Origin of the sequence: Nonlabens sp. YIK11 (genome assembly GCF_001413925.1) — a bacterium.
Classification (GTDB): Bacteria; Bacteroidota; Bacteroidia; order Flavobacteriales; family Flavobacteriaceae; genus Nonlabens.
In genome coordinates this window covers 1324240-1346712 of the sequence record NZ_LBMJ01000001.1, presented here as the reverse complement: position 1 = coordinate 1346712, position 22473 = coordinate 1324240, and the positions used below count along the sequence as shown (strand labels likewise).

Sequence of the window (22473 nt, the reverse complement as noted above, 5' to 3'; positions counted from 1 at the left end):
TTTTAGAATCTAAAGTGTGAGAATGCCTTATTGGCTTCTGCCATTTTATGAGTATCTGTTTTCTTCTTAACTGCTGCACCTTCTTCCTTTGCCGCGGCAAGGACTTCAGCAGCCAGTTTTTGGGAGAAAGACTTCTCATTACGCTTTCTAGAATAGCTTATCAACCATTTCATTGCGGTTGAAATCTTTCTATCTGGACGTATTTGCATTGGAATCTGGAAAGTCGCACCACCTACACGACGGCTACGCACCTCTACGTGAGGCATTACGTTTGATAACGCATCTTTCCATATTTCAAGTGAAGTCTTTTCCTCATCTTGGTTTTTCTCTTCAACGATATCCATCGCATCATAGAAAATTTTAAATGCTACTGACTTCTTACCATGCAACATCATCATGTTGACAAATCGAGTCACTAGCTGGTCATTGAAACGCGGATCTGGAAGGATCGGGCGTTTTTTTGCCTGTCTTTTTCTCATTTCTTCTCTTTGAGTTTGTTATTAGATGCCCACATTGTGAACACTAAAAGTTAATTACTTCTTAGGGCGTTTTGCACCATACTTAGACCTACGTTGCGTGCGATCTGCAACACCTGCGGTGTCCAGCGCCCCACGAACGATGTGGTATCTAACTCCTGGTAAATCCTTTACCCTTCCACCTCTAACCAATACTATCGAGTGCTCTTGTAGATTGTGTCCTTCTCCTGGAATGTATGCATTCACTTCCTTACCATTGGTAAGTCTTACACGTGCCACCTTTCTCATTGCTGAGTTAGGTTTCTTAGGTGTAGTAGTGTAAACACGAGTACAAACTCCACGACGTTGAGGACAAGAATCTAAAGCAGCCGATTTGCTCTTCTTGGTTATTTTGGACCTTCCTTTACGTACTAATTGTGAAATCGTTGGCATATTGTTTTACGCTAATAAATTAATCCCCTATTTTAGGGTCGGCAAAGGTATGAATAATATTTACTTATTCAAATCTCATTTCCAAGTTTTTACCATAACTTTTTTTGACATAATCTTAAAAAGATTAGTAATCCCATTTTTGCGGCATAAGCTAAATAGAGATTCCCTTGATAAAGAAATCAGTCCTTATTATATATATACTTTTTAGCATTGGTCTTTTTGCGCAAACAGATCACACCCAAATATTCTTATTACCAGATGCACAATCGATACAGCCGATGGATACTATTTTTCTAAAGAAAACAGAAAATCAGATCTCCAGCCGGCGATTAGATAGCATTAAAATCAATTTGATCCGTAAAGGCTACCTCAATCTAATCATTGCGGACACATTAAGAAAAAACACCAACCAGTTAAGTATCGTTCTCAACAAACCTTTCACGACAATCATCATGAAGGAAGATGATAACATGGAAAATGGAATAATAATGGAGAGTTCGCTTTCGCGAAAGCGACCTAAAAAAACAACACCAGATAAATTTCTTGAAGAACTTGAAGCAGTTCAAAAAAAATACAACAATCAAGGTTCTCCTTTTGCAGAAGTCATTATCAACCGTTGGAATTTCACCAAGCAAGACACGGCCACCTTATTTTATGAGGTGAAAAATATCGAGCAGCGGCAAATTGACAGAATTATTGTGAATGGATACCCAAAGTACCCAAGAAATGTTATCGAAAATCTTGTAGCCAACCATACAAAACTTAACAGCAAAAATGTAAATCGCCTCTCGACGAGGTTGGCAAATTTGAAATACTTGGAAAGCATCAAAGAGCCAGAAGCTCTTTTTAAAAAAGACAGCACCCTACTTTACGTTTACTTAAGAAAAAAAAATGCGAATAAAGCCGATGGGTTGATTGGTTTCAATACTGATGAGGATGGAAAACTGAATATAAATGGGTTTGTCGATGCCAGTCTGATTAATAATTTTAATCGTGGAGAGCGATTTGACTTTGAGTATCGCAATGATAATAATGATCAAACTAATATCTCGTTACAACTAAATGTTCCATCCTTATTATTTGAACGAATAGGAATTACAAGTAGCCTTGATATAACGAGAAGGGATTCTATTTATCAAAACTCAAGTTTTGTGGCAGGATTGAGTTACCAATTTTTGGGCAGCTGGAACACGCAACTGAATTATTACAGCAAATCCTCTACTGAGGAAAACAATCTGATCAATGTAAACAACTTTCAAACACGCGGTGTTGCAACACAATTAACTTATGGAGGGAATTCCGCAAACACGCTTCAACCAGAAACCCTGAGCTTTTTGTTAGGCATGGGCTATTACCATAGAAATTTGGAAAATCAGTCCAATGGTCAATATTCAATGGACTTGTCGTTTGAAAATCTCTGGCCGTTATTGAATAAGTTGAGCTTAAAAACAAGTATAAATGCACACCTTTTGAAAACGGAACGATTGCAATTTAACGAATTGACACAAATAGGTGGAATCAAGACAATTAGAGGATTTAATCAAAATAGCATCGATACAGCGGCATACACCTTACTGCAAACTGACTTTAGATACAGTTTCAACGACCGGTTTTACATCAACTTATTGAACGACGGTGGCGTTTTTGAAGATTATATACAGAGAAAACCTCAATTTTTATACTCGTTTGGTGCAGGATTCGGAATACTAACTCAAGCAGGAATCCTAAGACTGGAGGTCGCTAACGGACGATTTTTAAGTTCTAATGAAAGCATTTCCAACACTATAGCCCATCTAAATTTTACTATATTATTTTAGTAAAGTTACCTTATTGTTAAGCTGCCCTTAAATAATTCCATAAATTAGTCCTGAAAAGTTGTTTTATTAACTGTTTTTTGGCACTTTTGGCGCTGGCTAATTCAAATAAATCTAAACATGAAAACAAAATTAAATGGAATTTTGACGCTTTTACTAGCGTTAGTTGTGCAAGTAGCTTTTGCGCAGCAAACGGTTACCGGTAAGGTAACTGACCCAGAAGGAGCTCCTATACTTGGAGCAACGGTACTGGTAAAAGGTAGTTCAAACGCTACCACAACAGATTTTGATGGTAATTATACCATTTCAGCAAACTCAGAAGATACCCTGGTATTTTCCTTTAGTGGTTATGACAGTGTAGAGAAGGTGGTGGGAAATCAAACCACGATTAACACTACTCTTTCAACTTCTCTTGATGCAGTAGTTGTACAAGCATATAGATCTGCCAGTTCAGCGACTAGCAACGTAGCGGCTACTACGGTTTCTGGTGAAGACACTCAAGACAGACCCAACGCGTCCATTCTGCAACGATTACAAGGGCAGGTGCCTGGATTAATCGTACAAACAGGAACAGGTCAACCTGGCGCTAACTCAACAATACAATTGCGTGGTGCCAGCTCCATAAATGGAAATACTGAACCTTTGATCATTGTTGATGGTGTACCTGTTGATGAGGATACTTTTAGATCATTTAACCCAAATGACGTTGAGTCCACTACTGTGCTTAAAGATGCTGCAGCTACAGCGATTTACGGTAACAGAGGTGCTAATGGTGTTATCATCATAACGACTAAAGGTGGTAAATTCAACTCTCCATTGCGTATCAGCTATAACGGTACAACTTCTTTCTCAAGTTTTATAGAAAGAGATTATGATCTTTATGATGCATCTGGTTACTTAAGGTTAGAAAGAAGACAAAACACAGGATTAGGTCAATCACTTACCGATGCTGAAATTGATAATTTTACAGTTAGTCAAAGTTTTCAAGATTACTTTTTCAGAACAGGTGTAAATCAATCGCATAACCTTAGTTTGACTTCAGGTGGCGAAAATTCTACTCAGTTTACATCATTAAACTATACTAATCAAGAAGGTACTTTGATTAACACTGGTATCCAAAGGTTTAACTTTAGAACTAATATCACTGGTAAATCAGAAAACGGTAAGTTTAGATATTCCACAAACGCTTTGATGGGTTACTCAAAAAATGAGTCTCAAACAGAAACGACTAATGGAAGAAACAACTTTATCTATTTTAGTTCTATCCAAGCGGCCTTTAATGCAAGACCGTATCTAGATCCAGCAGACTATAGACAAGACCCAGCCTCATTGTTAAGCTATTTCAATGGAATTCAATTATCTCCATTCGTTGTTATTGACAATAACCTTCAAAACATCAATCGCGATGATGAATTAAAGCTTATACTAGGTGGTGATTTTGCTTATGATCTTTCGGACGAATTTACATTACGTTACCGCTTAGGGGTAGATTATCAAAACGTCATAGGAATTAGAGCTAACCCACCAACGTCAGCGCTTTCATTGATTAGAGGTGCCGGTCAGTTAGAAGGTGATCAAAGTGAAAGTTTCCTAAGAGATTTTCGTTTTAATTCTAACCTAAATTTAGGATGGGAAAAAAGATTTGGTAGCGGAACTGAAGCTCAGAAAAAACACAGAGTTCTTGCCAATGCATATGTTGAATATGTAAAAGGTGAATTGAAATCCTTCAACTACAACCAAAATGGTCTAGATCCTAGAACATTTGCATTTGGAGATGGCGCAGGTTACCTACAAGATGGTGGTGCAGACGACATTTACGTTCCTACTGTTGGATCTAACAAAAATACCGTTGGGCTATTCTCCTATTTTGGTGAAGTAGATTACGACTATGACGAGAAGTATGGATTTACGGGAACTCTTAGACGTGATGCATCTTTCCGATTTACAGATGACAACGCCTACGGAACATTCTACTCCGTTGCAGGTAGATGGAATATCCATAAAGAAGCCTTCCTAGCAGACTCTGATGTTGTAAATAACTTAAAGTTAAGAGTAAGCTATGGTGTAACAGGTAACGATCGAATAGCAGGAGGTTATTACGCAGGTCTAAGTAATATTAGACAGCTCTTCGTTACAGGTACAGGTTATAACGACACTCAAACTTTCGTAAGATCAAATGTACTTGCTAACCCAGATTTGAAATGGGAGAATGTATCCACATTAAATATTGGATTAGAATTTGGTTTGTTTGATAATAGATTAAGAGGTTCGTTAGAACTTTATGATAGAGAGACAACAGATTTATTCTTTGACACTTTCGTATCGGGTATTAACGGTGTATACTCAACTACAGCAAATATTGGTGATCTATATAACCGAGGTATTGAATTAGGGGCTAATTACGACTTGATTCGTGCTGAGAAGGATGGTGATTTTGCAATGAGCGTGTATGCCAACGTTGCCTACAACGAGAATGAAGTGACTTTCGTTGACTTACCAGATGGAAGACAAGACAATACTGGTTCAGGTACTGTTATTGAAATTGGAAGACAAATTAGCGAATACTTCGTAGTACCATACATTGGAGTAAACCCAGCTAATGGTAATTTATTATTTGAAGATATTGATGGTAACATTACTGAAAACATTACCGCTGAAGATCGCAGACATACTGGCACTAGCTTTACACCAGATTTCCAAGGAGGTTTTGGTACTAACCTAAGTTTTAAAAACTTCTTCCTTTCTGCGGACTTTGTCTATATGACTGGTATCGATAGATTTGACTTGCAAGCTGCTGATTATTTAGATCCAGATAATATTGGTCTGTATCAGGTAAGTAGTGCTTTTGAGAGAGCTTGGACTCCAGATAATCGTATTACTGATATTCCAGCTATTAATGCTACTAACCTTGCGGCTAACGGTATTAACACAGACCGTTTCTTAAGAGAGTCAGATTTCTTGAGATTGCGTTTCCTTCAATTCGGTTATAATTTGCCTCAGTCGTTAGTTGAGAAATCTTTCATTAATTCTGCGAGAATTTATGCTAATGCTGAGAATCTATTGACATTCACTAAATGGAGAGGTAGTGACCCAGAAAGACCTAGCAATATCGACCAAAACAGATATCCTACATCACGAATAGTTTCACTAGGTGTTGATATTAATTTTTAAAAAAAGAAAAAGATGAAAAAAATAGTAACATTAATTGCAGCGGTAGCCCTCACATTTGCTTGTGAGGACGCTACTGAAATTATACAGCCAGGAGAACTTCTGGCAGCTAATGCCTTTGCAAATGTCGACGATTTGAAGACAGGTGTTTTAGGTGTTTACTCTGGTGTTAACACTGATAACGAAATTGCATTCACAGCAATTTTTACAGATGAAGCAGCCGCTGGCCGTGTAGGTGGTAGTGGTGGATCATTGCACCAATATAACCTGAATGAGACGACAGATATTGTCAGTACCATATGGGTAAATAATTATGGGGCAATTTTGGATGCAAACGTTCTTTTAGACGCTGCAGAAAACATTGAGCCAGCTGATGCTGATGAGCAAGCTTTATATAATGAAGCGATAGCTGAAGCTTTAACCATCAGAGCCTATGCTCATAGTAAATTGTTGAGCTATTTCGCAGAAGACTTAGCAGATAACTCATCATTAGGAGTTATTAACTTGGATTTCGTTCCTGCCCAAACTACTGTTCTACCTAGAAATACAGTCGGAGAAACTTTGGAATTCATTTATAATGACCTGCAGCAAGCCGAAGATTTATTCGTTTCCGCAGGAACGACTGCGAGTCAAACGTTCATTGACGCTCGATTTGTAAGAGCACTTAGAGCTAGAATGGCACTATATAATAGAGATTACCCAACTGCGGTAGCGGCAGCCAACTCTGTATTAGCAGACTATACATTACCAGCAACGGCGAGTGAGGAAGATTATAGAGCGATCTGGCAGGATCTACCTGGATCTGGAGAAAATGAAATCATTTTCAAATTAGAGCAAACGTTGAATACGACTGCTAGACCAGGTCAAATATTCAACACTAACAGGAGCGATTTTGAAGGGGCAGTTAATTATGAGATGAGCCGTAACCTGTTTAACTCGTTACAAGCAGATTTTGACGCTTTCGGCGATATTAGAAGACCTGTCTTTATTGACCCAACTTCTGTAATTTCTGATGATTATGACAGTGAACTTGATCCACGTAATGCAGATGTACTTGTTGTAGATAAGTATCCTGGTGACCCAACCCTAAACGGTTTGATAGCTGGTTATACGAACGACCTTAAAGTAATGAGAGTTGTTGAGATGCATTTTATACTTGCTGAAGCAGCAGCGAATGCAAGCAACTTTGTGGAAGTAGGGCGACAGTTGAAGATAATTCAAGATGCAAGATATACAACTCAAACTGCGGCTCCTGCATATACAACGCAGCAACAAGCTTTTGCAGGTATCTTGGAAGAACGTAAAATTGAATTGTTTGCAGAAGGTCATCGTTACATCGATATCAAAAGAATTGGTGAATTAGCTAACCAAGGGTATGACAGAAATGAAACCGATTGTACCCTTTACCCATCATCAGTTTGTGATTTACCTTTCAGTGATTTCCGTTTGAACGCATTACCAATTCCTCTAAATGAAACTAGAGTGAATACAACAATTCAACAAAATCCTGGATATTAATTTTAAAAATTAAAAAAATGAGAAAACTTATAATTTTTGGATTAACTGCAGTCATGGCTGTAGTATCCTGTGATAATGAAGATGTAGATGTTATATACGATGGAAGCAATAGGGAGACTTTACTTAGTTTTGAAGTAACAACAGTAGATCTACCTATTACGATTAACTCTGATGGAGCGGTAACTATTCCTGTTGAAGCTTCTTCTCTTTCAGATGTAGATCGCACCTATAATGTATCAATTGTTGATGAAGCTACTGATGTAGTGGCTGGATCAGTATCAGTTCCCAACACGGTTACTATACCAGCTGGGTCTTATGAAGGTGATTTAACGATTACTGGTACAGACATAAACGGAGACGTTGAGGTAGATGCTCGTCCATTAGTTTTGGAATTAAGTTCACCTAATGCAGCTGATAATTTCACAAATCAACGTGTAACCGTCAATGTATTTCAAGTTTGTCCTGTAGACAACACGGCTTTCACTGGTGATTATCAACTTACACAATTGAGTGGCGGCTATTTTGCACCACCAAATAGTACTGTATTTGAGCCAGGTGAAATTATCACACTTACGAATGCCGATAACAACCTTCAAAGACAATTTGTATCTGATTATGCACCGTTTAATGCTTTTCCTGACCGTACTTACAGAATGAATTTTGTTTGTAACAAAATTCGATTTGTGGATCAGGGAACTGGAAATGGTTGTAGTGTTCAATTGTTTTTAGGTCCAACGACTGATCCTGCAGTTGATTTCAGTGAATATGATCCTAATGATGATTCTCAATTCACCATATCATTGCGCCAAGATACTACCGAAGACTGTGGTCCTGGAAATACAGCGACAATACTAGCAACTAAGGTTTAGCAAATCTTTTAATGTTTATCCAAAACCCGTCTAGAACTTCTAGACGGGTTTTTTGTTGGTAGAAACTTTTGATAGTTCGTTTATCTTTGCCTTATGGAATCAAAACAACAAATTCACGGTCTTAGGCCGATTTTGGAAGCTATAGAAAGTGGAGAAGAAATCTCAAAGATTTACTTTCTGAAGGAAGGAAATGGAGTGCTATTCAATCAGCTGAAGTTTGCTGCTAAAAAAGCAGGGATAGTGACATCCTTTGTTCCAGAAGAAAAGCTTTATAAACTTACTAAGGAAAATCATCAAGGTGCCGTAGCGGTCCTTTCCCCTATTTCCTACCAAAATCTTCAGGAAGTTTTAGAAGCTACCGATCTGGAAACAAATCCCGTATTTCTATTACTTGACGGTATCACAGACGTTGGTAATTTTGGTGCCATTATTCGTACGGCAGAATGCACTGGTGTATCTGCAATTATATTGTCTGAAAAAGGATCAGCTCCTGTTAATGGAGTGGTTGTAAAAACAAGCGCTGGTGCAGTTTTCAACATCCCAATGAGCAAGGTGAATCACCTTAAGGATGCGATATACCTAATGCAAGCTTATGGAATAGCCACTATTGGGGCTTCTGAAAAAGCCGTAAAATCGATTTTTGATACTGAGCTTAAAAAACCTATTGCCATAGTAATGGGTTCTGAAGATCGAGGTATCAATCCTTCTACCCTAAAAACATTAGATGATACTTTTAAATTACCTATGCTAGGTAAGATAGCGTCTCTAAATGTATCTGTAGCATGTGGAGCGATGTTGTATGAAGCGGTGCGTCAAAGACAATAGACCTACTCTTCTTCATCAACAGGAATCGGTGAGAAGTTTCCATCTTCATCAAATTGTTGCAGGAACCAATCTTCCTCATCCGATAATACTTTCTGATTCACCTTTGCAAAAGGCTTTTCTTTCGGGATGTTTACCTTTAGAAATATGGCAAGTATCAAACCGGCAACGGCACCGCTTAAATGACCTTCCCAAGACATATTGGGTTTGATAGGCAGCATGTACCACACAAGGCTACCATACAAAAAAACGACAATCAAACTGGCGGCAATTTGGCGGTAGTTATTGAGAAATATTCCTTTGAAGAAAATGAAACTGGCTAAAAAGTAAACGATACCGCTAGCACCTATATGGTATGAATCTCTACCGATGAGCCATGTCAATATACCGCTCATCAAAATCCCATATATAAGCACTTTAGAACTCCACTTATAATAGAATAGACTCAGGAAAAATAATAGTACGGCGATAGGCGCAGTATTACTCCATAGATGGGAAAAACCTGAATGAATGAACGGACTTGTAAAAACACCAAGGATACCTTCCAGAGTTCTAGGCCGAAGACCGTATTTTGTAAAATCTGTATGGAATCGCATCTCGATCCAGAATGCAAGCCACATCAGGAACACGAATATGATAGGCTTCATCAACCACTTCATCTCAAATGTGGATACATTGTTGTTCATAGATCTGTGAAATCAATAACCTAGCCTTTGTGACAAGAGCCGTAATATTGTCATAGGAACATATACCATTATAAGAAACCATCGTATCATGACACAAATACCTTTAGCGGAACGAATACGACCTACTAATCTCACAGAATACTTAAGCCAATCGCACCTTGTCGGTGAAAAGGGTGCGTTAAGAAATCATATTCTCAATGGTACCATTCCTTCCTTTATTTTATGGGGACCACCTGGTACGGGTAAAACAACACTGGCAGAAATAATAGCGCAAGAATCCCAACGACCTTTTTATAAGCTTAGCGCAATCAATAGTGGCGTTAAAGACATACGAGAGGTAATTGATAAAGCTAAAAATGCTGGTGGAATATTTACCCAAAAGAATCCGATTTTATTTATAGACGAGATCCACAGGTTTAGTAAATCGCAACAAGATTCGCTACTAGGTGCTGTAGAACGCGGCTGGATTACATTAATAGGTGCAACTACCGAAAACCCAAGTTTTGAGGTGATTCCTGCTCTGTTGAGCCGCTGTCAGGTTTACGTGCTTGATGCCTTCTCTAAAGATGAACTGGTTCAACTACTTCATCGAGCGTTGACCACAGACAAATACCTTAAGGAAAAACAGATCGAGCTCCAAGAAACAGATGCACTTTTGAGAATTAGTGGTGGTGATGCCCGTAAACTCCTTAATATTTTTGAGCTGGTTATCAACTCCCAAAACGATCCAATGATCACCATTACCAACGAAATGGTACTGGATCAAGTGAGTTCCAATCCTGCCAGATATGACAAAACCGGTGAGCAACACTATGATATCATAAGTGCATTCATAAAAAGCATAAGAGGTAGCGATCCTAACGCATCTGTATACTGGCTCGCTAGAATGATAGAAGGTGGAGAAGATCTCAAATTTATTGCACGACGCATGTTGATCCTGGCCAGCGAGGATATTGGAAATGCCAATCCTACAGCACTAATAATGGCTAACAATACCTTTCAAGCCGTGAGTACTATAGGCTATCCAGAATCGAGAATCATATTAAGTCAATGCGCCATTTATCTTGCAACTAGCATCAAAAGCAATGCCTCCTATCTCGCCATTGGGAATGCACAAAAAATAGTGAAGCAAACTGGTGATTTATCGGTTCCATTAGGTTTGCGTAATTCACAAACTAAATTGATGAAAGAATTGGGCTACGGCGATGACTACAAATACGCTCACGACTTCAGTGGCAACTTTGCCTTCAATGAATTTTTGCCTAAAGAAATTAGCGGCACTACCCTGTTTGAACCAGGAAACAATCCAAGAGAGAAATCACAGCGAGAATTTCTGGAAAAACGCTGGGGCAAACATTACAATTACGGCAGCAGCAAGGAGTGAATCTGCTTAAGATCACTTACCGCGATCTCATCATGGGTATGATGAGCGGTATCTGTGAACCAAATGGTACGCAAACCGATCTTGCGAGCGCCCAAAATATCTGCCTCATGGCTATCTCCTATCATTACGCTGTTGCCGATGGTTGCACCTGTATCTTTCAAAGCGCGCTCAAAAATAGCTGGATCCGGTTTTTTCACACCAGCCGTTTCAGCTGTGAGCACATATTTAAAATAAGGCGATAGCCCAGAGTTCTGCATTTTTCTTGCTTGAACCTCATCAAAGCCATTGGTGATGATGTGCAACTCAAATTGATCCTTAAGGGTGTCTAACAACGGCGTACAATTGGGAAACAAATGATTATGATTAGGCAAGTACTCCAGATACATATCTGCCATTTTGTTGATGTGATCGTCTGCCACACTAAAATCACAGGCATCAAAAGTATCCTTGAGTCTGCGGTACCTCAACTCTTCTTTGGACATCTCGCTTTCGCGAAAGCGTTTCCAATATTGCAAATTCAAAGGCTGGTACACCTCGATAAACTTTTCGAGATCCAGGCCTATCTGTTCTTCTTCAAAGATCTGTGCATAGGCCATTTTGCTGTTTCGGTCAAAATCCCACAAAGTGTGATCCAGATCAAAAAAAACGTGCTTGATTCCCTTAAAGTTACTCATCTATTATAGATTCTAATATTTCCAACGCGTGACTCTTGATGTCACGGTCAAAATGTTCATAATGAAACTGTACGATAAAGTTTCCATGCACGTTGTCGACCACTTCCTGTATTTCTTTCAATATGGATTGCTGGCCACTGCGCGTTTGCAATGCCATCGTGTTATAATGCAAACAATACGGATGGATAAGCAAAGGCGTTTGCACCTCATAATCCAGATCATAGAAATAAAAAGGCAGGCTTGTGGAGGCTCTAAAACCAGGCTCTGCCACATAACCCATGCTATAATCCTCCATGGTTTTTGTATCTACCAGCAGCTTGTAGTGTCCTGGCATACTTATTTTGGAATTTGCCGCCATGGTGTGCTGTAATGGTCTTTTTACCAGTTCCTCAAAGCGTTTTTCTTCTTGATACACATCATCACTGGATGTGTTTGATGAGAAGCGTAAACCTACTTTTACATAGTCTGCAATATGTTTGATCGCCTCAACATAGCTTTTGCTCTTGTAGGTAACACCTGTGTTGAAATCATTATAATTCCCCAAATGGAAGAAGAAAACCATGTCCGCACGATTTTTTCTATCTCGAGACCTATCAAACCTTATTTTCTTGATAGGTACCAGGATATCATCACTGTTGTCATAGGGATCTTCGCGTAAATTGAGCAAGGTTTTGATCTGCTTCCAGGCGCGGTTGAGTCGTAAATTGCGCACGTGTCGTGAGAAAAGGGTCGCATTGACAATAAGTCCTCTTTTTCTGTATTTATTGAAGGTAGCTACTTCTATGGCGACAGTTCTTTTGGGAGTTCGCTTTCGCGAAAGCGATTTAAAATCCTGCTTCAACACTACTTGAGAAAATTTCTTGATCCAAAGATCTATGAGCGGCTCTCGCAAAAAATCATACTTATAGGCGATACTCTCGTAAGGACTGTATCTTCCCAAATCATCTTTTACCTGCGGGAAATATTCCTCATACCTTGTGATAAGGTAAAACGATGCCGCAAAAATATCGAAAGGAACATCGCTCCTTTCTGGTGCCTGGAAAAATGCCGGTAAATCATCCCATTGTATAATGTCGATGTCATGATCGTCAATACCGTGCTCGCTTAATAAACCATTAGACCAGATAAAAGTTTCCTCACCTAATGGTTTGTCTCCATAAGAAAATTTAGTTCCCTCATGACCCACAAACACGTTGAGCTCTCCAGTGATCTCATACTCCACTTCCAACATCCTGCGGAAGATGTGCTTGAAAATATATTGCTTTCTAGAAGTTAGGTCAGGACAATAAATGAGTATCATAGGAGCTGGTTATCTGCAAAGCTATAGTAGTTTTCTTGCGTAACGATCAAATGATCCAATACTTTTATGTCGAGTGTATCACCAGCCGTTTTGATCTTGCGCGTGATATCTTGATCTGGTTTACTGGGCTTGAGCGTGCCGCTGGGATGATTGTGTGCGATTATAATGGCCACGGCACCAGCAGCTATGGCTTGCTTAAACAACAACCGATGATCTACATGGGTTGCGGTGATGCCGCCTTTGCTTACCTGATGTTTCTCCAAAACTTTATTACTGTTGTCCAGCAACAATACCCAGAACTCTTCATGAGGTAGCTCGCCTATAATGGGCTGCAATACCTTGAACGCGTCTTGCGAGGATGTGATCTTGACTACTTGGGCAGGCATCTCCATAGCCCTGCGTCTTCCTAGTTCCATGGCTGCAGCGATGGTAATGGCTTTAGCCTCTCCTATTCCTTTATGAACCATGAGCTCTTTGAGCGTCTTCTTCCCTAACTGTTGCAGTGACTGTCCTGCATCGCTCAAGATGTTTCTGCTCAACTCTACAGCACTCATAGAAACGGTCCCGCTACCCAAAAGAATCGCAAGAAGCTCTGCATCTGTCAAGCTCCTGCTGCCTTGTTGTAGCAATTTTTCTCTAGGGCGATCACTTTCTGACCAGTCCTTTATGGATATGTAAGATCGCGGTGTCGCCATATCTTAATGACCTATCTTGTGAAGACTGGTTCGTTCTCCTTAACGGTATCCTTCTCGCTGTATTTATAATCGTCTCCACTAAATTTCAAAATGTCTTCCAGGCTATTGGCCTTTTGTTCCACAAGAAATCTTGCCATCGTTCCTCTGGCTTTTTTGGCATAAAAAGCGATCACTTTAAGTTTACCATTTTTATAATCCTTGAAAATGGGACTTATAAGCTTGCCTTTCTGATTCTTCTTATCAACTGCCTTGAAATATTCATTGCTGGCTAGGTTTACCAGCAATTCATCATCTTCCATCTCATCATTAAGGCGTGGTGTAATTTTGTCTTTCCAGAATTCGTAGAGATCTTTATTTCGTTCTATGGGAAGCTTGGTTCCCATTTCCAAACGATAAGGTTGCAGCAGGTCCAAAGGTCTCAACACTCCATACATACCAGATAGAATTCTAATACGATCTTGCGCAGCGTCTAAAAGTTGGGTATCTAAAGAGTAGGCGTCAAATCCAGAATACACGTCACCTGCAAAGGCATAAATCGCAGGCCTCGCAACAGATTTGTCATGTTCTTCCTTAAAATCCTTGTATCGCTGGTAATTGAGATCTGCTAGATTTTCAGAAATACCCATAAGATCCTGAATGTCTTTTTTGGACTGACGCTCCAGCTTGGCGTTGATCTGTACCGCTTCTTCTACAAAAACAGGTTGAGTTCCTCTTGTTGTAGGAAGCTTTGTTTCATAATCCAAAGTTTTTGCTGGCGAAAGTAGAATCTTCATAGAAATGTTTTAAACCTCTAAAATAAGGATTGAAGGCCAAAAAATAACTACACTATTCTGCTAGTTTGAATTACTATAAGTGCGCATGACTGGCATAACTGCGCCATTTTTCAATGCAGGCTGCCATATCTTCTGGAATATCACTTGAGAAACTCATCCATTCCTTAGTAACTGGATGTTCAAAGCCTAATGTTTTGGCGTGTAGCGCCTGTCTGGGCAGCACTTTAAAACAGTTATCTACAAACTGTTTGTATTTGGTAAAGTTGGTCCCTTTTAAAATGCGATCACCACCATAACGCTCATCATTAAACAAGGTATGACCTATATGCTTGAGGTGTACCCTAATCTGGTGCGTGCGACCCGTTTCCAGTTTACATTTAATGACAGAAACATATCCCAAATCCTCGAGGACCTCATAATGCGTTACCGCAGGTTTCCCTTTATCGCTATCATCGCCTTCCCAGACGGTGTTCTGTAATCTGTTTTTAGGATGCCTGCCTATGTTACCTTCGACTGTTCCCTTTGGTTCTACAAAGTTTCCCCAAGCGATGGCCACATATTCACGCTCACTGGTTTTGGCAGCAAACTGGGCTGATAAGTAAGACATGGCGTGTTCTGTCTTGGCAACCACTAACAAGCCACTGGTGTCCTTGTCAATCCTGTGGACCAAACCTGGACGTTCACTTGAATTATTGGGTAAGTTCTCAAAGTGATAAATAAGTGCATTGATCAAAGTACCTGAATAATTACCGTGACCTGGATGAACCACCATTCCTGCTGGTTTGTTGACTACAACAAGTGTGTCATCTTCATAAACAATATCTAACGGTATATTTTCTGCCACCAGCAGGTTCTCGTGCGGTGGATGATTCAATAGTACCTTGATATCGTCCTCTGGTTTTACCTTATAATTGGATTTTACAATATCGCCGTTGACCCTTACAGATCCGTCCTTGATCGCACTCTGGATTTTATTGCGTGTGGAATTCTCGATAAAATTCATCAAGAATTTATCAATCCTTAAAGGTACCTGACCAGCACTCGCAACAAAATGGTAATGTTCATGGAGATTATCCTCATCCATGTCCTCATCATAGCTATTAAGCATCATCTTCAACAGCTTCTACATCGATATTCTCATCTTCGATATCCTGAGATTCTTCTTCATATTCCTGACCTTCTCTAGTTCCATCGCCTAGGACCAGATCAATGACTGATGCCTTGCGCAGCTGCGTTCCAGATTCTAGATTCTCACCTTTATGCTTGATTTCAAGCACCATATCCTTAGCGATGTTCTGTTTGTAAGTAATGTCACCTATTTTAAATCCTAGGGCTTCTAGTGTAGGTATGGCTTGACGTTTAGTTTTGAAAACTACGTTAGGCACCAACACCTTTCCATAACCAGAAGGATTGAGCTTGATGTATATCTGTCTATTTTCTTTAACAAATAAACCAGCCTTGGGATTTTGTTCGATCACTGATCTAGGTGGGAAATCAGGATTGAAGCTGGCACTGTCAATGATATGACGGCGCAGATCCAGTTCTTCCAATATTTCATCAGCCTCTGACAAACTCTTGCGGGAAAGATCTGGAACGGTGATTTGTTGACCGTGATTGGTATGCCAGTCCAGCCAGTAGAGATAACCAAAACACAAAACCACCACCAATAAGACGGCAAGCAACATTTGAACCCAAAAAGTCTTGGTAAACATGAACTGCAAAAAATTCATAAATCAGGCGTTTCATCTTGAAGCACAAGGCCTCAAATTAGGGATTAAAATAAGTCTCAAAGATAAGAATGTATGATCTAACTAAGAACGACACCTTTCGTAACTTTGTTGTACCTCTCCAATTCAAGAGTACTTTATGAGAAACATCGCAGTCATCATGGGCGGCTATTCCAGTGAGAAAGAAATTTCCATCAAGAGCGGTCACGTCATTATGGAAAATCTAGATCCTAAATTATTCAAGGGGTTTCCCATAATTATTGAAAAAAATAGATGGTTTCTCAAGACCGAAAACAACACCTATGACATTGATAAAAATGATTTTACAGTAAATGTTGATGGCGAGCGTATCAATTTTGATGCGGTTTACAATACGATACATGGTACGCCAGGCGAGGACGGTATTTTCCAGGCTTATCTGGAGCTTCTTGACATGCCGCAAACTTCTTGCGACTCCTATCAATCTGCCATTACTTTTAATAAAAGGGATTGTATTGCGGTGTTAAAACCCTGGAGCATCCATACCGGCAGGCATTTGTATCTTAATGAAGGTGAAGACGTTAATTTTGATCATATTGTAGAAGTGGTAGGTCTGCCCTGTTTTGTAAAGGCAAATCGCAGTGGTAGTAGTTTTGGCGTTTCAAAAGTCTATGAGGTTTCCGCTTTCGCGAAAGCGTTACAAACCGCATTTGCAGTGGACGATGAAATCATCATTGAATCCTTCCTGGATGGAATGGAAGTATCTGTAGGCATATATCAAATAGGTGACACCGTTCATTCTTTACCTCCAACTGAAATCGTGAGCGAAAACGACTTCTTTGACTATGAGGCAAAGTATATGGGTAAAGCCCAGGAAATCACGCCAGCACGACTCACAGAGTCTGCCACACTGGCGGTTCAAGAATTAAGCAAACGCATTTACAGCATTTTGAAATTAAAGGGAATTGCAAGGGCAGACTTCATATTCCATGAAGGAACACCGCATTTTATAGAAATCAATACCAATCCTGGGATGAGTCGCGAGAGCATCATCCCACAACAAATCAGGGCTGCAGGTAAAGAACTTAGTACCGTACTGACTGCCATTATTGAAGACACCATAAAAAACCACAAGAAATGAGAAGAGCCGTTTTCCCGGGAAGTTTTGATCCCATAACCTTAGGGCACAGCGATATCATCAATCGTGGATTGAATCTTTTTGACGAGATTATCATCGCTATAGGTATCAATGCAGACAAGAAATACATGTTTGAATTGGATCAACGTGTTGCGTTTATAGAAGAACTTTATAAAAATGAGCCTAAGATCAAGGTCATGACCTACTCAGGACTAACGGTGGACTTTTGTAAGAAACATGAAGCCAATTTCATTCTAAGAGGCCTACGCAATCCTGCCGATTTTGAATTTGAAAAAGCTATAGGCCATACCAATAGATTATTAAGCGAGATAGAAACCGTGTTTCTACTCACCAGTGTGCGTACCAGTTACATATCATCTTCCATCGTACGTGATGTGATGCGCAACAATGGTGATTACAAACTACTTGTCCCTAATACCGTAGAGAAAAAATGAGAAAAACCTATTTACTAGCCATCGCTTTTGCAGTTTTAAGTTGTAAGGACACGTCGAATGACACCAATTCAGCTACTACAACCACAGATACAGAATATCTTACTCCTTTTGAAAAAGGTAATGGCAACCAAACCGCTACCTATCAAGAATGTATTGATTTTTACCAGCAGCTGGCCGCAGGTTTTAGCACCATCACGATAGAAGAAGTGGGCAATACAGATGCCGGTAAACCACTTCACGTCGTACACTATTCCAATAAAAGCATAGATTGGGATTCTCCTAACGAGGATCGTATCAAGATCATGATCAATAATGGTATACATCCAGGAGAAAGCGATGGTATTGATGCCACCATGATGTTGATGCGAGACCTTGCCACAGGCAACTTAAAAGTAGACGACAACGTCATCTTTAGCTCTGTCGCGATTTACAACATAGGTGGTTCCCTAAACCGAAACTCTACCACAAGAACGAACCAAAACGGCCCAGAATCTTATGGTTTTAGAGGAAACGCGAGAAACTACGACCTCAATCGTGATTTTATAAAGGCAGACAGTCGCAATGCCAGAGCCTTTGCCACTGCATTCCATAAAATCAAACCAGATCTTTTTATTGACAACCATGTGAGCAATGGTGCAGACTATCAATATACCCTGACTCATCTTTTTACACAGCACAATCGATTGGGCGGAGCTGCAGGAGATTATCTGCATGACAGTCTGCAACCTACACTGGAAAAAGCGCTTGAAAAGAGATCGCTACCTATTACACCTTATGTAAACGTTTTCAATCAATCGCCAGAAGACGGCTTTAGCCAGTTTGTGGATTATCCCAGATATTCTACGGGATACACTTCGCTGTGGAACGTGCTGGGAATGATGGTAGAAACACACATGTTGAAACCCTATAAAGATAGGGTGGTGGGAACCAAGGCGATCATGGAAGAAATGATTGCCATAGGCAGCAGGGACATCAAAAAAATCAAAGAAGTTAGAAAGTCAAACTTCAAGGATTTTCAAGAGAATCCGTTTTATGCTTCCAGCTTTGAGTTGGATCAAACTAAGGCCGATACGCTTAACTTTTTGGGCTATGAAGCGATCAACGAGGTAAGTGATTTGACGGGAAACAAATTACAGACTTATGATAGGAAACAGCCATTTAGCAAGAAAACGGCTTTTCAAAACTATTTCAAGGCGACAGACTCCATTCGCGTTCCTGAATATTATGTGATCCCGCAGGGTCAATGGGAAGTGTTGGATCTATTGAGACTCAACAATGTGATCATGAAACCTCTGGAAAAGGATAGCACCTTTACGGTAGGAACCTACAAAATAGAAAGTTATGACACGGCCAGCAACGCCTATGAAGGTCACTACCCGCATAGCAATATTGTTGTTAGTGAGAAGGTTGGGAAAGTTCGCTTTCGCGAAAGCGATATCATCATACCTACGGCACAACCTGGAATCAAATACATTTTAGAAACGCTAGAGCCCGTTATGTCTGACTCTTTTTTTAAGTGGAATTTCTTCGATACGATACTACAGCAAAAAGAAGGTTACTCTGCCTATGTTTTTGAAGCTACGGCAAAAAAGATGCTGGATGAAAATGAACAACTTAAAAGAGAATTTGACTCACTCAAGCGTGCCGATGCTCGTTTTGCCGCCAGCAATGGTGCCCAGTTGTCATGGCTTCATAAAAGGTCTCCCAATTATGAACCGGCGCACCTTACGTATCCTATCTATCGATTGAATTAATCGTTGAGAAATACGTCTTTGATATTGGCATAACTCTGTTCCAGTGATTCACGAGCTTGCTCATCATTGAGCCATACGGCCTGATCAATACCTTCTTTGTCTTGTGGAACCAGTTGACCGGTATAATCGGTGGTCATGGCATACCAGTGTGTCAGTTTAAGCCTGTACTTGTTATTGCGTGAAAACACATGGTAGGTAGGCCCTATATAATTGTTGATGGAAAGATTTTCTACACCAGTTTCTTCCTCTACTTCCCGAAGAGCCGTGGCTTCCATGCTCTCGTTTTTCTCGGTCTTTCCTTTAGGCAAGTCCCATTTTCCATTACGGTGAATGAATAGGTACTCGCCTTTTTGGTTTTTTACCAGGCCGCCTGCGGCCAGTACGAGTGGTATTTTTTTGTGCAAACGTTTGAGCAGCTTGTCTTCATTCTTAGAGTAAAGTAAAGGTCGCTCCACTTTATTTTTCTTGATGGCCTTGATCAACTTTTTGAAATTGACCGTTTTGAGATTGAAAGCATCATGATCAGGAAAAAGATCCCTGTCAGAGGTCACGATAACCGCGATGTCTTTGACAAAAACTTTATACATTTGCGGCATGGTCAGAGATAAAAACGTTGGGATAAAAACTGCTGAATTGCTGTTGCAAATAAAGGCAATAAAATTACAACCACAAAAACCTTTCACATGGGCCAGTGGTTGGAAATCTCCTATCTACTGTGACAATCGCATCACGCTCTCCTATCCTAGCGTTCGCAATTATCTTAGAGAACATCTAGCTTCCCAAATTGAACACCTTTACGGCAAACCAGATGTGATCGCTGGTGTTGCCACAGGCGCCATAGGTATAGGTATGCTGGTAGCAGATTATATGAACCTACCTTTTATCTATGTACGGCCAGAAGCAAAAAAACACGGTCGTCAAAATCAGGTAGAAGGGCAACTTAATAAAGGGCAAAAGGTTGTGATCGTAGAGGATCTGATCAGTACTGGAATGAGCAGCCTTAATGCTGCCACCGCTTTAAAAGATGCTGGTGCAGAAATTAAAGGCATGGTCGCTCTTTTCTCCTATGGATTTGACTTTGCTGTTCAAAACTTTGAAGATGCCCGTATGGAACTCACGGTTTTGAGCGACTACAACCACTTGATAGAAGTAGCTACCAAACAAGGTCACTTTGACAGTAAGACTCTTGAATTACTCACCAGCTGGAGAAAAGATCCCAGCAACTGGAACAACAGTAACTCCTAATTATGAATCTAGAAAGCCGTGTTGCCAAAACACAAAAATCACCAGAAGAACTTTATAATTTTCTGACCCAAGTAGAGAATTTCAAACACCTCTTGCCTGATGATGCAAAATTTGAACTGTTAGGAGAAGACAAATTCCTGTTTGGCCTCAAAGGCATGCCAGAAATTAAGCTAACACTTAAAGAATCTACTCCATATTCAAAGGTTGTACTGGGTTCACTAAGTGATAAATTGTCGTTCACATTAACGGCAGACATTGAAGAAGATCCTCAAGGTGCCGCAGCACAACTGTTTTTTCAAGGAGATTTTAATGCCATGATGGCAATGATGATCAAAGGACCTATCAATAAGTTCTTGGAGCAACTTGCTAACGGTATCGAGAAACTCTAGTAGATCCAGAAGACTTCCTTTAGTCCGTAGGTTTTTTCAGTTCCTTTGACGGATAGTCTTAGTTTACCATCTGGGGTCACACCTTGAACTAGTGCTTCGAATACCTCATTTTGACATTGAAACGTCGTCTTGCGACCCAATTTGAAAAGTAGCGATTCATATCTATCGATAGATTCCTGTGGCGATTGAATACTATTTTCCAAAAAAGTCATAAAGTCGATAAGCAAACCTTCCAGATCCCAAGATTTACCAGTGATCTGTTTTAGGGAAATTGCCTTAGGCAGCTCCTGAAAATCTGTTTGATTGATGTTTAAACCTATACCTATGATGGTCGCCTGGCGCTTGCCATTTTGTAAGATGTTTTCGATTAGAATCCCGCCTAGCTTATGATTTACTGACAGGATGTCGTTGGGCCATTTTATAACTGCCTGTATTTGTAATTTTTGACGCAACCACTCTACTACTGTAACGGCCACCCATTTATTGATTTCAAAATCTGTTAAACCATCAAGTAGATCAGATATCAATATACTGAATGTCAGGTTTTTACGTGGTTCTGAAAGCCACTTTGCTCCCATTTGACCTTTGCCGGCCATCTGGTGGTTTGTATATAGCGTGGTGAGTTGTGGCGGTTCGCTTTCGCGAAAGCGAACTTTCAAATCCTCGTTAGTGGACTCAGTGGCATGTATTTTGACTAATTGAAAGGACACAAATAGGATAAGTTTGAAGGACCTTATTTTCAAGGACATTCAAAAAAAGAATAAATTTGTGGATACAAAAAATTTTTAATGATTAAAGAAAATGTTTCTACCGATGCTCTTATCTCGCAAATCGTTGCTGGGATTGAAGATGTAAAGGGAAATGATATCACGATACTAGACTTGAGAGAAATTGAAAATACGGTAACCAGCTATTTCATTATCTGCAATGGTACCTCAAATACTCAAGTAAACGCCATAGTAAATTCAGTACAACGGAAGGTAAGCAAGCAACTTCAGGAAAATGCCTGGCATGTTGAAGGTGCGTCTCAAGGTGAATGGGTGCTTATGGATTATGTCGATGTAGTGGTTCATGTTTTTCAAAAACAAATACGTGAATACTATGATCTGGAAGGATTGTGGGGCGATGCCGTTACCACGAATATTGAGAGTACTTACTAATTTCAAAAAAACTTA

General features: G+C 39.9%; 23 protein-coding genes. 12 read left to right on the top strand and 11 right to left on the bottom strand.

From position 1 onward, the window contains the following. Nucleotides 1-2: 2 nt before the first annotated feature. Nucleotides 3-479, bottom strand: a complete 477-nt coding sequence (gene rpsG, locus AAU57_RS06035) for a 30S ribosomal protein S7 (RefSeq protein ID WP_055412061.1) — start codon at nucleotides 477-479, stop codon at nucleotides 3-5. Between the two features lie 54 nt (nucleotides 480-533). After that, nucleotides 534-908, bottom strand: a complete 375-nt coding sequence (gene rpsL, locus AAU57_RS06030) for a 30S ribosomal protein S12 (protein WP_055412060.1) — start codon at nucleotides 906-908, stop codon at nucleotides 534-536. Between the two features lie 278 nt (nucleotides 909-1186). Between rpsL and AAU57_RS06025 the strand changes: the two genes are divergently transcribed. From AAU57_RS06025 to rlmB, 5 genes are all read left to right on the top strand, one after another. Then, nucleotides 1187-2725: a hypothetical protein gene (locus AAU57_RS06025; protein ID WP_156340013.1), complete on the top strand. Its 1539-nt coding sequence runs from the start codon at nucleotides 1187-1189 to the stop codon at nucleotides 2723-2725. Between the two features lie 117 nt (nucleotides 2726-2842). After that, on the top strand, nucleotides 2843-5893 hold the full coding sequence (locus tag AAU57_RS06020; protein WP_055412058.1) for a SusC/RagA family TonB-linked outer membrane protein: 3051 nt from the start codon (nucleotides 2843-2845) through the stop codon (nucleotides 5891-5893). A gap of 12 nt (nucleotides 5894-5905) precedes the next feature. Further along, on the top strand, nucleotides 5906-7408 hold the full coding sequence (locus tag AAU57_RS06015; protein WP_055412057.1) for a RagB/SusD family nutrient uptake outer membrane protein: 1503 nt from the start codon (nucleotides 5906-5908) through the stop codon (nucleotides 7406-7408). 17 nt (nucleotides 7409-7425) lie between these two features. Then, nucleotides 7426-8277 (top strand): hypothetical protein, encoded by an 852-nt coding sequence (locus AAU57_RS06010; protein WP_055412056.1) that lies wholly within the window; start codon nucleotides 7426-7428, stop codon nucleotides 8275-8277. Nucleotides 8278-8370: 93 nt separating this feature from the next. Then, entirely contained in the window at nucleotides 8371-9102 is a 732-nt protein-coding gene (gene rlmB / locus AAU57_RS06005) for a 23S rRNA (guanosine(2251)-2'-O)-methyltransferase RlmB (RefSeq protein WP_055412055.1), read from the top strand. A gap of 2 nt (nucleotides 9103-9104) precedes the next feature. Here the strand turns inward: rlmB and AAU57_RS06000 are convergent, their stop codons facing one another. Next, entirely contained in the window at nucleotides 9105-9785 is a 681-nt protein-coding gene (locus AAU57_RS06000; protein ID WP_055412054.1) for a rhomboid family intramembrane serine protease, read from the bottom strand. An 88-nt stretch (nucleotides 9786-9873) separates the two neighbouring features. Here AAU57_RS06000 and AAU57_RS05995 point away from each other — a divergent pair, with 88 nt between their 5' ends. Next, nucleotides 9874-11169 carry a replication-associated recombination protein A gene (locus tag AAU57_RS05995; protein ID WP_055412053.1) on the top strand — a complete coding sequence of 432 codons (1296 nt, stop codon included), beginning with the start codon at nucleotides 9874-9876 and terminating at the stop codon, nucleotides 11167-11169. Here the strand turns inward: AAU57_RS05995 and AAU57_RS05990 are convergent. The 6 genes from AAU57_RS05990 to AAU57_RS05965 all read right to left on the bottom strand — a co-directional run bounded on the left by AAU57_RS05990 (nucleotide 11148) and on the right by AAU57_RS05965 (nucleotide 16341). Continuing rightward, on the bottom strand, nucleotides 11148-11843 hold the full coding sequence (locus AAU57_RS05990) for a YjjG family noncanonical pyrimidine nucleotidase (protein WP_055412052.1): 696 nt from the start codon (nucleotides 11841-11843) through the stop codon (nucleotides 11148-11150). The two genes, AAU57_RS05995 and AAU57_RS05990, sit on opposite strands and share 22 nt — an antisense overlap. Beyond that, nucleotides 11836-13143: a DUF7033 domain-containing protein gene (locus AAU57_RS05985; protein WP_231717776.1), complete on the bottom strand. Its 1308-nt coding sequence runs from the start codon at nucleotides 13141-13143 to the stop codon at nucleotides 11836-11838. Before AAU57_RS05985 ends, AAU57_RS05990 begins: the two co-directional genes overlap by 8 nt. Beyond that, the gene (radC, locus tag AAU57_RS05980; protein ID WP_055412051.1) at nucleotides 13140-13838 is read right to left on the bottom strand and encodes a RadC family protein; all 699 of its coding nucleotides are present in this window, start codon (nucleotides 13836-13838) and stop codon (nucleotides 13140-13142) included. The genes AAU57_RS05985 and radC overlap by 4 nt, the downstream gene beginning before the upstream one ends. 11 nt (nucleotides 13839-13849) lie before the next feature. Further along, nucleotides 13850-14611: a peroxide stress protein YaaA gene (gene yaaA / locus AAU57_RS05975; protein ID WP_055412050.1), complete on the bottom strand. Its 762-nt coding sequence runs from the start codon at nucleotides 14609-14611 to the stop codon at nucleotides 13850-13852. Nucleotides 14612-14684: 73 nt separating this feature from the next. Beyond that, entirely contained in the window at nucleotides 14685-15719 is a 1035-nt protein-coding gene (locus AAU57_RS05970) for an RluA family pseudouridine synthase (RefSeq protein ID WP_055413689.1), read from the bottom strand. Beyond that, on the bottom strand, nucleotides 15712-16341 hold the full coding sequence (locus AAU57_RS05965) for a PASTA domain-containing protein (protein ID WP_055412049.1): 630 nt from the start codon (nucleotides 16339-16341) through the stop codon (nucleotides 15712-15714). The genes AAU57_RS05970 and AAU57_RS05965 overlap by 8 nt, the downstream gene beginning before the upstream one ends. Nucleotides 16342-16477: 136 nt before the next feature. Here AAU57_RS05965 and AAU57_RS05960 point away from each other — a divergent pair, with 136 nt between their 5' ends. The 3 genes from AAU57_RS05960 to AAU57_RS05950 are packed head-to-tail and all read left to right on the top strand — an operon-like array spanning nucleotide 16478 to nucleotide 19664. Continuing rightward, complete coding sequence (locus AAU57_RS05960; protein WP_055412048.1) at nucleotides 16478-17458, top strand: D-alanine--D-alanine ligase; 981 nt, start codon at nucleotides 16478-16480, stop codon at nucleotides 17456-17458. Then, the gene (gene coaD, locus AAU57_RS05955) at nucleotides 17455-17910 is read left to right on the top strand and encodes a pantetheine-phosphate adenylyltransferase (RefSeq protein WP_055412047.1); all 456 of its coding nucleotides are present in this window, start codon (nucleotides 17455-17457) and stop codon (nucleotides 17908-17910) included. Before AAU57_RS05960 ends, coaD begins: the two co-directional genes overlap by 4 nt. Beyond that, complete coding sequence (locus tag AAU57_RS05950; protein ID WP_055412046.1) at nucleotides 17907-19664, top strand: M14 family metallopeptidase; 1758 nt, start codon at nucleotides 17907-17909, stop codon at nucleotides 19662-19664. The genes coaD and AAU57_RS05950 overlap by 4 nt, the downstream gene beginning before the upstream one ends. Here the strand turns inward: AAU57_RS05950 and AAU57_RS05945 are convergent. After that, nucleotides 19661-20260 carry an NUDIX hydrolase gene (locus AAU57_RS05945; protein WP_082438558.1) on the bottom strand — a complete coding sequence of 200 codons (600 nt, stop codon included), beginning with the start codon at nucleotides 20258-20260 and terminating at the stop codon, nucleotides 19661-19663. The genes AAU57_RS05950 and AAU57_RS05945 overlap by 4 nt on opposite strands. Between AAU57_RS05945 and pyrE the strand changes: the two genes are divergently transcribed. Both pyrE and AAU57_RS05935 read left to right on the top strand, forming a co-directional pair. Continuing rightward, on the top strand, nucleotides 20259-20909 hold the full coding sequence (gene pyrE, locus AAU57_RS05940) for an orotate phosphoribosyltransferase (RefSeq protein ID WP_055412045.1): 651 nt from the start codon (nucleotides 20259-20261) through the stop codon (nucleotides 20907-20909). The two genes, AAU57_RS05945 and pyrE, sit on opposite strands and share 2 nt — an antisense overlap. Before the next feature lie 2 nt (nucleotides 20910-20911). After that, nucleotides 20912-21298 (top strand): hypothetical protein, encoded by a 387-nt coding sequence (locus AAU57_RS05935; RefSeq protein WP_055412044.1) that lies wholly within the window; start codon nucleotides 20912-20914, stop codon nucleotides 21296-21298. Here AAU57_RS05935 and AAU57_RS05930 read toward each other — a convergent pair. Further along, nucleotides 21295-22008: a biotin--[acetyl-CoA-carboxylase] ligase gene (locus AAU57_RS05930; protein ID WP_231717775.1), complete on the bottom strand. Its 714-nt coding sequence runs from the start codon at nucleotides 22006-22008 to the stop codon at nucleotides 21295-21297. The two genes, AAU57_RS05935 and AAU57_RS05930, sit on opposite strands and share 4 nt — an antisense overlap. Nucleotides 22009-22086: 78 nt before the next feature. Here AAU57_RS05930 and rsfS point away from each other — a divergent pair, with 78 nt between their 5' ends. After that, nucleotides 22087-22458 carry a ribosome silencing factor gene (rsfS, locus tag AAU57_RS05925; RefSeq protein WP_055412043.1) on the top strand — a complete coding sequence of 124 codons (372 nt, stop codon included), beginning with the start codon at nucleotides 22087-22089 and terminating at the stop codon, nucleotides 22456-22458. Nucleotides 22459-22473 lie beyond the last annotated feature (15 nt).